The organism is Mesorhizobium salmacidum (SeqCode), from assembly GCF_037179605.1.
Taxonomy (GTDB): Bacteria; Pseudomonadota; Alphaproteobacteria; order Rhizobiales; family Rhizobiaceae; genus Mesorhizobium; species Mesorhizobium salmacidum.
The window spans coordinates 196,958-209,843 of the sequence record NZ_JAPYKS010000003.1 but is presented as its reverse complement, the minus strand read 5'-3'; the positions used below and the strand labels follow the sequence as shown (position 1 = coordinate 209,843).

11 protein-coding genes are annotated in these 12,886 nt (G+C 63.0%); 2 read left to right on the top strand and 9 right to left on the bottom strand.

All coding sequences use genetic code 11. The annotated features are described in order from the left end of the window. Nucleotides 1–86: 86 nt before the first annotated feature. The 6 genes from O7A60_RS05570 to O7A60_RS05545 form a co-directional block, all read right to left on the bottom strand. Nucleotides 87–1,229 (bottom strand): Gfo/Idh/MocA family protein, encoded by a 1,143-nt coding sequence (locus O7A60_RS05570; RefSeq protein ID WP_337105405.1) that lies wholly within the window; start codon nucleotides 1,227–1,229, stop codon nucleotides 87–89. Between the two features lie 11 nt (nucleotides 1,230–1,240). Beyond that, nucleotides 1,241–1,987 carry a sugar phosphate isomerase/epimerase family protein gene (locus tag O7A60_RS05565; RefSeq protein WP_140745167.1) on the bottom strand — a complete coding sequence of 249 codons (747 nt, stop codon included), beginning with the start codon at nucleotides 1,985–1,987 and terminating at the stop codon, nucleotides 1,241–1,243. Nucleotides 1,988–2,041: 54 nt separating this feature from the next. Further along, nucleotides 2,042–3,145, bottom strand: a complete 1,104-nt coding sequence (locus O7A60_RS05560; RefSeq protein ID WP_415926799.1) for an ABC transporter ATP-binding protein — start codon at nucleotides 3,143–3,145, stop codon at nucleotides 2,042–2,044. Next, nucleotides 3,145–4,080 carry a carbohydrate ABC transporter permease gene (locus tag O7A60_RS05555; RefSeq protein ID WP_140503031.1) on the bottom strand — a complete coding sequence of 312 codons (936 nt, stop codon included), beginning with the start codon at nucleotides 4,078–4,080 and terminating at the stop codon, nucleotides 3,145–3,147. Before O7A60_RS05555 ends, O7A60_RS05560 begins: the two co-directional genes overlap by 1 nt. Continuing rightward, complete coding sequence (locus tag O7A60_RS05550) at nucleotides 4,073–4,966, bottom strand: carbohydrate ABC transporter permease (protein ID WP_015315676.1); 894 nt, start codon at nucleotides 4,964–4,966, stop codon at nucleotides 4,073–4,075. Before O7A60_RS05550 ends, O7A60_RS05555 begins: the two co-directional genes overlap by 8 nt. A gap of 97 nt (nucleotides 4,967–5,063) precedes the next feature. Continuing rightward, the gene (locus O7A60_RS05545; RefSeq protein WP_140503033.1) at nucleotides 5,064–6,302 is read right to left on the bottom strand and encodes an ABC transporter substrate-binding protein; all 1,239 of its coding nucleotides are present in this window, start codon (nucleotides 6,300–6,302) and stop codon (nucleotides 5,064–5,066) included. 401 nt (nucleotides 6,303–6,703) lie between these two features. On the opposite strand from O7A60_RS05545, the gene O7A60_RS05540 reads away from it, so the two are divergent. Beyond that, on the top strand, nucleotides 6,704–7,753 hold the full coding sequence (locus O7A60_RS05540; protein WP_027146776.1) for a LacI family transcriptional regulator: 1,050 nt from the start codon (nucleotides 6,704–6,706) through the stop codon (nucleotides 7,751–7,753). 57 nt (nucleotides 7,754–7,810) lie between these two features. On the opposite strand, the gene O7A60_RS05535 is transcribed toward O7A60_RS05540, so the two are convergent. Next, nucleotides 7,811–8,605 (bottom strand): NAD(P)H-dependent oxidoreductase, encoded by a 795-nt coding sequence (locus O7A60_RS05535; RefSeq protein WP_337105402.1) that lies wholly within the window; start codon nucleotides 8,603–8,605, stop codon nucleotides 7,811–7,813. A gap of 93 nt (nucleotides 8,606–8,698) precedes the next feature. On the opposite strand from O7A60_RS05535, the gene O7A60_RS05530 reads away from it, so the two are divergent. Beyond that, entirely contained in the window at nucleotides 8,699–9,631 is a 933-nt protein-coding gene (locus tag O7A60_RS05530; protein WP_337105401.1) for a LysR family transcriptional regulator, read from the top strand. A 49-nt stretch (nucleotides 9,632–9,680) separates the two neighbouring features. Here the strand turns inward: O7A60_RS05530 and gndA are convergent, their stop codons facing one another. Together gndA and O7A60_RS05520 are read right to left on the bottom strand one after the other, a co-directional pair. Continuing rightward, nucleotides 9,681–11,108 (bottom strand): NADP-dependent phosphogluconate dehydrogenase, encoded by a 1,428-nt coding sequence (gndA, locus tag O7A60_RS05525; RefSeq protein ID WP_337105400.1) that lies wholly within the window; start codon nucleotides 11,106–11,108, stop codon nucleotides 9,681–9,683. Between the two features lie 135 nt (nucleotides 11,109–11,243). Beyond that, the gene (locus O7A60_RS05520; protein WP_337105399.1) at nucleotides 11,244–12,878 is read right to left on the bottom strand and encodes a copper resistance CopC/CopD family protein; all 1,635 of its coding nucleotides are present in this window, start codon (nucleotides 12,876–12,878) and stop codon (nucleotides 11,244–11,246) included. Nucleotides 12,879–12,886: the final 8 nt, after the last annotated feature.

Below are 12,886 nucleotides of genomic sequence, written 5' to 3'. Positions count from 1 at the left end.
GCGATGAGCATGCCCGTACCCCATCCTTTAACCCCTCCCCGGAGGAACGGGGAGAGGGGCAAGCAAAATTATCGATAATCCGCGACCTATTTCTTCTTTGCCAGAAGATCCGTGGCTTGCTTGACGCCAAGCGCGGCCGGGCGCTCGCATGTGGTTTGCATGGCGACGAACTTGCCGGTTTCGCCCGAGCGCAGGAGGCCGGTCATGACATCGACGGCATGCAGCGCGAGTTCCATCGAACAGCGGTGCGGCCGGCCTTCAGCGATCGCCAGCGCCATGTCGGCGAGGCCTGATGTGCGGTAATTGGCCATCATGCCCTGGCCGTGCATCTCATTGGGGATGCCGAGCGGGTGCTTCCATTTCGGCAGCTTCTTGACCGGCTTGCCTTCTTCGGTGAAGCGCACGTCGCCACCGAAGAAGTTCGGATCCGGCACGAACACGGTCCCGGCCTCACCATAGAGTTCCATCGGCGCGTGGCCGTGAGCCCAGACGTCCCAGCTGGTGTTCAGCGTCACCACGGCGCCGTTCTCGAATTCGAGCAGGCCGTGAATGGTGGTCGGCGTGTTGACCGGGATTTTTTCACCCGCGCGAGGCTTTGAGCTGATGGTCCGCTCCTTGGCCGGAGTCGTCGCGAAAGCCGCCACCTGCTTCACCGGCCCGATCAGCTGGATCAGATTGGTGATGTAATACGGCCCGATGTCGAGCACCGGCCCGGCGCCCGGCTGGAAGAAGAAATCGGGATTGGGATGCCAGTGTTCCATGCCGTGGCCCATGACGTGGCAGGTGCCGCTGGTGATCCTGCCGAGCTTTCCCTCGTCGATCAGTTCACGCACCAGTTGGTGCGCGCCGCCCAGGAACGTGTCCGGCGCCGAACCGATGCGCAGCCCCTTCTTCTCGGCCCGCGCCTTGAGGTCCTGGCCTTCCCTAAGCGACAGCACGAACGGCTTTTCCGAATAGACATGCTTGCCGGCATCGAGCACCTGCTTCGACACCTCGTAATGCACGGCCGGAATGGTCAGGTTGACGATGATGTCTATGTCGTCGGCCTTGAGCAGATCCTCGACGGTCTCGGCGCGGAGCTTGAATTCCTTCGCCCGCGCCCTGGCCACATCCATGTTGATGTCGGCGCAGGCACGCATCTCGATGCCGCGAAACAGCGGCGCCAGCGAAAAATAGGCCTTCGAGATGTTGCCGCAGCCGATGACGCCAATACCCAGTTTCTTTGCCATGGTGGTTGTTCCTAGTAGCTCTTGACGGTTGCGATCGAGCGGCGGGCGAAGCGCTCGATGTCGTTGGGATTGTCCTGTTCCATGACAAAGTATTTTGCCGCGCTCTTGGCCCGCAACACCTTGATCAAGCCGGCCCAGTCGATTGTGCCGTGCCCGACATCCGACCAGCCATCCTCATCCAGCCCCTCGCCAGGCTTCGCCATATCCTTGACATGGACGGCGACGATGCGCTGGCCGTGCTTCTCGATCCAGGGCAGCGGGTCGGCGCCGCCGCGCACCACCCAGGCAACGTCCATTTCCCAGCCAATATTGGGGGCGGACGACAGGATATGGTCCTGCGGCAGCGAGCCGTCGGCGAGCGTCTTGAATTCGAAATCATGGTTGTGCCAGGCAAAGCCATAGCCGGCCTTCGAGGCCACGTCGCCGACCTTGGCCAGACGCTCGCCGAAGGCGCGCCAGCCGGCGGCGTCGGATGGCCTGTCCTCGGCCATCAGATAGGGGCAGATCAAAAGCTTGACGCCGAGCGTTTCGGCGATCCTGCGCACACCGTCGAAATCCTTCTCCAGCGCATCGATGGAAAAATGCCCGGTCGGCATCGAAAGGCCGTTCTTGTCGAGTTCGGCGCGGAAGGCCTTGGGATCGTCATAGACGCCGCCGAAGCCTTCGACCTCGGCGTAACCGAGCTTGCCGAGCATTTCGAGCACATCGGTCCAGGGCAAGAAATTGCGAGCGCTGTAAAGTTGGAATGACCAGTTCATCGTCTCTGTCCGTTCTGCTTGGGATTGTCCTTGGGAGGATGGTTTTCTTGGGAGCTACATGCGGTTTCCGGATGGGGTGTCGAACAGCGAGGCGCGGGCGGGATCGAAACCGATTCGGATCGGATCGCCATTGCGCAGCGTTTTTTCCGCTTCGACACGGAAGGAAAAAATGCGGCCGCCGAGCTTCGTCCATACCAGCGTATCGGAGCCCATGGGCTCGACGATTTCGACGGCGGCATCGGTGGCAAAGGGCATGGAATTCGCGGCCTCGCCAAAGGCAACGTGCTCCGGCCGGATCCCGAACACGCAAGGCCCGCTCTTGTCGCCGGTGCCGTCGAAGCTGTAGCGATCGAGCGGTATGGTCAAATCCCCGGTCTTGAACACTGCCGTCGTGCCGGTCTCCAACTGCCCCTCGACAAAGTTCATCGCCGGTGAGCCGAGGAACCCGGCAACAAACCGGTTGACCGGACGGTTGTAGATGGTTTGCGGCGCGTCGAGCTGCTGGATGACACCGCCCTTCATCACCGCTATGCGATCGGCCAGCGTCATCGCCTCGATCTGGTCATGGGTGACGTAGATCATCGTGTTCTGCAATTTACGGTGCAGAAGTTTGATCTCGACGCGCAGTTCGGAACGCAGCTTGGCATCGAGATTGGACAGCGGTTCGTCGAACAGGAAGACATCGACATCGCGCACCAGCGCCCGCCCGATGGCTACGCGCTGGCGCTGGCCGCCGGAGAGTGCGGCCGGCTTGCGCTGCAAAAGCGGCTCGATCTGCAGGATCTCGGCGGCCCGCGCGATGCGCTTGGCGATCTCGTCCCTGGCGATGCCGGCGACGCGCAGCCCGAAGGACAAGTTCTTCTCTACCGTCATCTGCGGATAGAGCGCATAGGACTGGAAGACCATGCCGATGCCGCGGTCCTTGGGCTCTTCCCAGGTGACGTTCTTGCCCTTGATGAAGATACGGCCTTCGGAAATGTCGAGCAGGCCGGCGATGCAGTTGAGCAAGGTCGACTTGCCGCAGCCGGAGGGCCCGAGCAACACGATGAACTCGCCTTCGGCGACATCGAGGTTGAGCGTCTGCAGCACCGAGATGGCGCCGAAGTTCAGCGACAGATCCTGGATCGAAACACTGGTACCGTTCGCCGCCATCGCCATCACCCTTTCACCGCGCCGGCGGCGATGCCGCGCACGAACAATTTGCCGGAAATGAAATAGACGATCAGCGGCACCAGCCCGGTCAGGATGGTGGCGGCCATGTTGACGTTGTATTCTTTCACGCCTTGCACCGAGTTGACGATGTTGTTGAGCTGCACCGTCATCGGATAGGTGTCGGGGCGGGTGTAGACGACGCCGAACAGGAAGTCGTTCCAGATGCCTGTCACCTGCAGGATGATGGCGACGACGAAGATCGGCAGCGACATCGGCAGCATGATGCGCAGATAGATGCCCCAGAAGCCGGCACCGTCGACGCGCGCCGCCCGGAACAGCTCTTCCGGCATGGAGGTGAAATAATTGCGGAACAGAAGCGTCAGGATCGGCATGCCGAAGATGGAGTGCACGATCACCAGGCCGGTAAGGCTGCCATAGAGGCCGATCTCGCGCAGGATGATGACGATCGGATAGATCATCACCTGATAGGGAATGAAGGCGCCGACGATCAGGATGACGAAGAACGTGTCGGCGCCCTTGAAGCGCCAGTTGGCCAGCGCATAGCCGTTCACCGAAGCGATGGCGATCGACAGGATCACTGAAGGAACGGTGATGCGCACCGAGTTCCAGAAACCACGCGAAAGCCCATCGCAATTGAGGCCGGTGCAGGCCTGCGACCACGCCTTGACCCAGGGCTCGAAGGTGATCTCGAGCGGCGGCGAGAAAATGTTGCCGAGGCGGATCTCCGGCATGCCCTTGAGCGAGGTGACGACCATCACATAGAGCGGCAGAAGGTAGTAGAGCGCGACCACCACAAGCGTGCCGTAGAGGAAAATGTTGCGGCGCGAGAACATGTGCCGCGGCTTTGGCCCGCTCGGGCCGGCGGCATCATCCCGCGGATTTGACGACGTGGCGGACAAGGCGACGGCATGGTCAGACACGCTTGCGGCCTCCGAATTCGAGATAGGCCCACGGCACGATGACGATCATCACCGACAGCAGCATCATGGTCGAGGCGGCAAAACCCTGGCCGAGGTTCTGGGCGAAGAACATGTAGTCGTAGACATATTTGGCCGGCACTTCGGAGGCGATGCCCGGCCCGCCGCTGGTCTGCGCGACAACGAGATCGTAAACCTTCACGATGCCTGACGCGATGATCACCAGCGTGGTGATGAACACCGGCCGCATCATCGGGATGATGATGAACAGATAGGTCTTCCACATGGGTATCCCGTCTACCCGTGCGGCCTTCCAGATGTCCTCGTCGATCCCGCGCAGGCCCGCCAGCATCAGGCACATGATCAGACCCGTGCCTTGCCAAAGCGCAGCGATCGATATGCCGTAGATGACGATGCTGGAATTGTAGAGCGGATTGAAGTCGAAGCTGGTCCAGCCGAGGCTTCGTACCACGCCCTGGACGCCGAAATCCGGATTGAGCAGCCATTGCCAGACAAGGCCGGTGACGATGAAGGAGAGTGCGAAGGGGTAGAGAAAGATGGTGCGGAACGTGTCCTCGAAACGGATCTTCTGGTCAAGCAGGGCAGCCAGCAGAAACCCGATCACCAGCGAGAACACCAGTGAGATCACGCCGTAGATCAGGAGGTTCTCGATCGAGATCAGCCAGCGCGGCGTCGCCCACAGACGGTAATACTGGTCGAGCCCGACGAAATTCAGCCGCGGCAGGAGCTTCGAATTGGTGAAGGAATAGAGCACCGTCCATGCGGTGCCGCCGACAAAGACCACCATTGCGGTGAGGATCATCGGGATCGAAGCGACCTTCGCATTGAGATTGCGGAAGAGTTGGCTCGGGCGTTCGCTCTTGCTCATCGGTACAGTCGTGCTGGATCGGATAAGGGCGGAAAGTCAGCACGCCTGGGCTCCCGGCCCTGCCTGGCAAGGTCGGGAGCGAGGCGGCTCACAGTCGTCAGTCAGCCGAAGCGATGATGTCGGCGAAGCGCTTCTGCGCATCTTCGAGGCTCATGTCCGGCTTGGCGAAGAATTCGGAGAAAAGGTCCTCCTTCTGCTTCTGGCTGTCCTGCGAGAGCAGCTGGTCCGTCCATGGGATGACCGCGCCCTTGGCCAGGATGGCGAGGCCCTTCTTCATGCAGTCATTGGCCGCGTTGAGGTCGACGTCGCCGCGCACCGGCAGCGAACCCTTCTTGAGGTTGAAGGCAACCTGGGTCTTGGGATCGAGCAGCGTCTCGGCCAGCACTTCCTGCGCCTTGGCCTTGTCGGCATCCTTGAGCAGCGGGAAGTAGAAGGCGTCGCCGCCCGTGGCGATGACCTCGTTCAGGCCAAGACCGGGAAGGCAGGTATAGTCCTTGCCGGCGGTCTTGCCGGCGACCTGGAACTCGCCTTGAGCCCAGTCGCCCATGATCTGGCCGCCAGCCTTGCCGGTGATGACCATGTTGGTGGCCTGGTTCCAGTCCTGCACATTGGTGTTCTTGGCCATCTTGCGCGCGTCGTCCGCGGCCTTGAAGACCTTGGCGACTTCGGGACCGGCGGCGAACTTGGCGTCCTTGTCCTTGTAGACCTTGAGGAAGGCGTCGGTTCCACCGACCGCGGCAAGCAGCACGTCGAAGGCGCCCGATGCCTGCCAGGCCTGCCCGCCGACCGCGAGCGGCACGATGCCTGCCTTCTCCAGCGCCGGGGCCGCGGCCACATACTCATTCCAGTTCTTCGGCACCGGAACGCCGGCCTTCTCGAAGGCCGCGTTCGACAGCCACAGCCACTGCCAGGAATGGATGTTGACCGGCACGCAATAGATCTTGCCGTCGATCGTGCACGAGTCGAGCAGGCTCTTGGGCCGTACCACCTCCGTCCACTTGCCCTTGGTGGCGACATCGGTGAGGTCGCGCATCAGGCCGGCCTGCACCAGTTCTTCCGCTTGCCGGCCATGGTTGAATTGGGTGGCCCCCATCGGATCGCCGCCGGTGATGCGGCTGATCATGATCGGCCGCGCCGTGCCGCCGGATCCGGCGATGGCGCCGTCGACCCAGTGATTGCCTGTGGCGTCGAATGCCTTGGCGAGTTCGGCGACCGCTGCCGCCTCACCGCCGGAAGTCCACCAATGGGTGACTTCCAGATCGGTCGCGGCCGCCGGCCCGGCGAAGTTGAGCGCAACCGTCGCTGCAAACGCAGCGGTCAGGAATTTATATCGCATTTCGGCTTCCTCCCAGAAATCTGAAACGTTACAGATTTTCGATACGGCAATTGAAGACTATGCGCAACCCCTCCGGCAAGAGTCGGTTTGATATTTTTCGAGCCGCGAACAAAATGGTTTCGTTGCGGCCTTATGTGCGACGCAATGAGCAAGGCTGCGCCGCACAATGAGCAAAAGCAGCAAGAAACTTGCTAGGAGCATGTTTCCCTCTGAATCCCAACGATTTTTCACCACGCGGTTGACGATGTCTTTCCGTATCCGCCAGCACCCATTTTTACACCGATCGTGACAAGCTGTAACGTTTCAGTATATTGCTTCCAATGCAGATGACGCGCCATGGGAAGTGGCCGCAACATTGCCGGGCTGCCCGGCGGCTGCTATGCGCCTGATGGGCGGGACGGATGGACAGACAGCGCACGGACAAGGATGACGAGGCGACGGCACAGGAGCGGCCGACGCTGAAGACGCTTGCCTTCATGACCGGCCTCGGCGTCACCACCGTCTCGCGCGCCTTGAAGGACGCGCCCGAGATCGGCGCCGAGACCAGGCGTCGTGTCCAGCTCGTGGCCAAGCAGATCGGCTATCGGCCGAACCGCGCCGGCGTGCGCCTGCGGACCGGCAAGACCAATGTCATCAGCCTCGTGCTCAACACCGAGCACGAACTCATGAGCTTTGTCTCCGACATCATCTATGGCGTGACGGAAGTCATCGCCGACACGCCCTACCACCTGATCGTCACACCCTATTCGCGCTCGCAGGATCCGCTGGATCCGGTGCGCTATCTCGTGGAGACCGGCTCCGCCGACGGCGTCATCATTTCGCGCACGCAGCCGAACGATCCCCGCGCCCGCTACATGCTGGAGCGCGGCATTCCCTTTGCCACGCATGGCCGTACCGATATGGGGCTGGTTCATCCCTATCATGATTTCGACAACTACGCCTTCGCGGCCGAGGCGGTGCGCCACCTCGCCGGCATGGGCCGCCGCCGGCTCGCTTTGGTGACGCCGCCGGTCGGTTTGAGCTACTACCGTCATACGGTCGACGGCTTTGCCGACGCGCTGAGTGAAGTCGGCGCCAGCGAGGTGCCGTTCAACACCGTCTCTATCGACCACTCGATCGAGCAGATCAGGATGAGGACGGCGCAGCTGATGCGGCGCGACATCAGGCCGGACGGCATCATCAGCAGTGCTGCAGCCGCGACGCTCGCTATCGTCGCCGGCATCGAGGATGCCGGCCTGAAGCTCGGCCGCGACGTCGACGTTGTGTCGAAGCAATCGTCGGAACTGCTGCATCTGTTCAGGCATGAATTGCTGGTCGTCAACGAAGACTTCCGGCTGGCCGGGTCCGAACTCGCCCGCTCGGTGCTCGGCTGGATCGGTGGTGCCGCGCCCGGCTCGCTGCAGAGCCTGAGCGAGCCGAAGGGCGTCGTGGCCTATCGGCGCTCCGACTGAGCATCGGCCCAGGTCGGAGCGCAAATCCGCATGCGTTTCGTGAAACAGTGAACCGTTCTAGTCGGCCGCGCCGCGGTTCAAATGGAGTTCGAAGCCTGCCGCTCCCGGATCACCCAGTTCGGCACGAAGCCGCATGCTCGGGATCAGGTAGTCGCCATCATTCTGGCGCCGGTAGGGAATGGGCGCCGTGGTCGCAAGCGTCCGCATCCGTTCGCGCAGGCGTTCGGCGACAGGCTCGAAGCCGGCTTCGTTGAAACGGTCCACGCTATAGACCACGAACGGCGGAAGCACGTCGTAGCCCGGATAATAAAGGATCCCGTGATTGATCGGGAACAGCAGATCGTCAATCGCGCCGTTGACGCCACGCGGGGAATAATGGTCCTCCCAGCCACCGGCGGTCACGATCAGCATTGCTCGTTTGCCCACGAGCGTGCCCTCGCCGTACCGGTCGCCCCATCGCTTGTCGCTATGTTCACCGACGCCATAGGCAAAGCCGTAGGCAAAGACCCGATCGACCCAGCCCTTCAGGATCGCCGGCATGGCGAACCACCACAGCGGAAACTGCAGGATCAGCGCATCGGCCCAAAGCAGCTTCTCGATCTCGGTCTTGACGTCTTCGGTCAGCGCATTGGTCTCGAACGCCTTTTTGGAGGCCGCCACCGGCACCAGCCGCGCATCCGGCGACAGGCCGGGGAAATCAGCACGGTCGACCTCCGATTTCCAGCCGTCGGCATAAAGGTCCGATATCAGCACCTCGTGGCCTTGAGCCTCGAGTTCCTTGACGGCGACGTCACGGAGCGCGCCGTTGAGCGACCGTGGCTCGGGATGGGCGAAGACAAGCAACACTTTCATGATGAGCGATCCTGTTGGAAGACGTTGGCCTTGAGATAGCCAATGCCCGAATGATCCGCTATGTCTTGATAATGCATAAAATTATGCCGATTAATGGCTAAATCGGACATCACTCTGGAGCGCATGCGCACCTTCGTTCGCGTCGCCGAACGGGGCAGCTTTTCTGCGGTCGCACGTGAACTCGGGATCGGTCAGTCGACCGTCACCCGGCATCTGCGTGAACTCGAGGAGGCCGTCGGGGTGGCTCTGCTCAGCAGAACCACGCGGCGTGTCACGATGACCGATGAGGGCAGCCGTTACTATGCCGACAGCGTACAGATCCTGCGCCTTGTCGAACAGGCGAGCGACGAGGCTCGCGGCACGCGCGGAGCGCCCGCGGGCACGATCCGGCTCTCCTGCACCGCGGCTATCGGGGTGCTGCATGTCAGCCGGCTGATCTTCGCGTTTCAGGACCGCTATCGCGACATCGGCGTCGATCTCAGCCTCACCGACGAACGCATCGACCTTGTCACGGAAGGCGTGGATGTCGCGCTTCGTCTCGGCCCGCTCACCGACAGTTCCATGAAGTTGCGGGCGCTCGGCCAGTCCCGGCGTCTGCTCGTGGCGGCGCCCGGCTATCTCGCTGAACGCGGCAGGCCTGAAGGTCCCCATGACCTGGCCGGTCACGAGGGCATCCGCATGTCAAACGTGGCGGGCAGCGACACCCTTGTGCTGCAAGGACCGGACGGCGAGCGCCATGTCGTGCCGCTTGCCGGGCGCCTTCGGGTCGACCACGGACTTGCCGCACGCGAAGCCTTGCTCGCCGGGCGCGGCATTGCGCCCGCCCATCAATGGCTTGTCGGCGATCTCCTGGCGTCCGGCCGGCTTGAGGCGATCCTGCCGGACTATGCGCTGCCGTCGGTTCCGCTCAGTATGCTGATCGTCCCCCAACGCGCGGGCATCGCCCGGGTCCGGCTGCTGGTCGATTTTCTTGCCCAACAGATCGGCGGCATCCCCGGGATCGGGAAAACGCATGTGGATCGGTGAGTATTTCCGGCACGGCATGCAAGCAATGCCAGATATTCCATCAGAACGATTAACCAGCCGCGCCGCTGCCCCACGGCCCGTGGAACGCACCCTGCTCGCCAATGCGCTCGAAACCATGCGCACCGAAGAAGTCGCGCTGCGCCTGGATCAGGTTCGAGGTACCGCGGCCCTGGCGGTAGCTGTCGAAATAGGCAAGCGCCGAAGACAGCGCCGGCACCGGCGCACCGGCCTCGGAAGCCCTCGCGACGACACGTCGCAGCGACGGATGCGCCTCCTGCATCATGGTGACAAAGGCCGGCGCCATCAAAAGGTTGGTCAAAGCGCCGCCGCTGCCGAACGCTTCGGCCATCGTGTCGAGCATTTGCGAGCGGATGATGCAGCCGGCGCGCCAGATCTTGGCGATGGTCGGCATCGGCAGGTTCCAGTTGAACTCCTTCGAAGCGCCGCTCATCACCGCAAAACCCTGCGCGTAAGCGGCGATCTTGCCGGCGAACAGCGCCAGTTCGAGGTCTTTCAGCAGCGCGTCCTTGTCGCCGGAAATTTTCGTCACGCCGATATTGCCATAGGCTTTTTCGGCTGCCTGCCGTTCGTCCTTGATCGACGACAGCACGCGCGCCGCCACCGCCGCTTCGATCGCTGTCGCCGGAATGCCGAGCTGCTGCGCCTCGATGACGGACCATTTGCCGGTGCCCTTCTGGCCGGCGCGGTCGAGGATGATGTCGACCACCGGCTTGCCGGTTTTCGGATCGTCGGCGGCGAGCACCTTGGCGGTGATCTCGATCAGGTAGGAATTGAGCCGGCCCTTGTTCCAGTTGGAAAACACCGTGCCGATCTCTTTCGGCCCCATGCCCAGACCATCGCGCAGGATGCCGTAGATCTCGGCGATCATCTGCATGTCGGCATATTCGATACCGTTGTGGATGGTCTTGACGAAATGTCCGGCGCCGTCAGTGCCGAGCCAGGCGGCACAGGGCTCGTCCTTGAACTTGGCGGAGATGGCGGTCAGCACCTTCTCGACACGCTTCCAGGAGTCTTCGGTGCCGCCGACCATGATCGACGGTCCGTGGCGCGCGCCCTCCTCGCCGCCGGAGACACCCATGCCGATGAAGGTCAAGCCCGAGCCGGACAGTTCCGAGAAGCGCCGCATCGTATCGCGGAAATTGGCGTTGCCGGCATCGATGACGATGTCGTTGTCGGACAGCACGCCGCGCAAGGCTTCGATCTGCTCGTCGACCGGCTTGCCGGCCAGCACCATGATGATGATCGGGCGTGGCGGCCGGATCGCCGCGGCGAGTTCCTCCAGACTGTAGCAAGGAATGACCATGTCCCTGAGCGCACCGGCATTCTCGACGAAAGCGTCCGTGCGTGCCTTGGTGCGGTTGAAGACGGCGATGCGGTGCCCGTGCTCGGCGATGTTCAGCGCCAGGTTGGAGCCCATCGTGCCAAGGCCGATCAGGCCGATTTCGGCTTTTTCCATCGTTTCTTCCCTGTTTCCGGATCTGGTGTTTTCGAGCTCGAGCCCGTTCTTGCCTCGATGCCCATTATTGCTTGGATGATTGACGGGCCTTCAGGCCCGCGTCAACCGCCTCGCCCAATTGTGTTGTCGCGGCCATTACGGCCTGATGTCGACCGGCGCCTCGATCTTCACCATGTCGAAGTCCGAGATCAGGATGTCTATGCGCACCGTCCAGCGGCCGGGAACCGGGATGATGAGGTTGTCGACACGCCAGCTGCCATCGCCGGGCCTGGTTGCCGCGCGCTTCAGCGGCTCGATGCCGGAATCGGGCTTCGACAGCACCAGCGTCACTTCCTTGGCGTCGAGCGGTCCGAAATCGCCGCTCATGATGATCATCGAGGCGGCGACCGGTCCGGCATGGCCAGGCGTGATGCTGAGATCGGCCATCGCCTGCAGCGCGTGGACGTGGACCGAAACCGGCTGGGCCGCAGCGATCGCCAGCGCCCGTGGCGGCGGCGTGAAGCGCCAGCCCGCGGCGACCCCGAAGATCGCCAGCACGATCAGCACTTCGACGCCGACCGAGCGGGTGAGCCTGCGTTGCACCTCGGTCGCTCCCGCCTCGGCCGATGCGGTGAGCTTCCAGCGATTGACGGCGGCCAGCGTGAACAGGAAGACCAGCAGCGCGAGCTTGACCAGCAGCAGCCGGCCATAGGCAGTGTCGACCAGCGCCGAGGGCGTCTGCACCTGGATCACGGCCAACACGATGCCTGCCACGGCAAGCAGGGCGACCACAGGCACGATTGCCCATGAGAAGCGGCGCAGGAATTCAACGGCGCCGGCCGCTTGACGCTTCAGCGTGAGCCCGAGCGGCACCAGAGCGCCGGCCCAAAAGGTGATGCCGACACCATGGACGAAGACCAGCGGCCGTGTCAGCCATTGCGGTTCGGCGGCACTGGCATGGCCGCTCGCGGCAAGCGCTGCGCCCACACCGACCAGCCCGGCAAGCGCAAGCGGCCTGGCAACCGCGCGCGGTCCGGCCAGCGACAGCAGGCCAAGCCCCAGCGTGATCAGGGCGATCAGCACCGTCCAGCCGAAGCTGGTGCCGAGCCCTGTGCGCCAGACCACCGGCTGCGCCAGATGGGAGAGCGGCGCACCGAGCGCATCGAGACCTTGCAAGCCGAGCGACAAGGGCGCCGCCAGCAGCCCGCACAGGATTGCCCCGGCAACAAAGCATTGACCGGCACGGCCATCCCCGGCCAGCCAGGCAAGGGCGAAAGCACCGCCAATGCCGAGGAAAAGGCCGGCATAAAGAACGACCTTGCCGATCCAGATCGCCGACCGCAACGGCCAGTCGATCGCTTCGGAGACAGCCGGAGGCTCGCTTGGCGCACCGATGGAAAACAGCAGCGAACCGCCGACCGGATGGCCATCGGCGGAGATGACACGCCAGCTCAGCACATGCGTGCCGGATTTGAGTGTTTGCGGATTGTCGATCTCGACCGTCTGGTCGCTGAGGCGGAAGGATGTCAGCGGGATGGGCGTACCATCGGGCGTCACCAGCGTCAGCACCAACGGCGAGACCGGCTCGCTGAAGCTCAGCGAGAACCGCGCCGGCGCCTGCGCCAGAACGGCGCCGTCGGCCGGGTCGGTCTTGATCAGCGCCGCATGGGCAAAGGCCTGGCCTGTCGAGGCCATGACGATGAGCGCCATGAGCACCGCGAAGAGCCCACCAGCCCGGCCGAATCGCTTGCCGGCCCTTGCGGTCCTTTGGAGTGGGGATGTTGGGTTCATGCTGCCGC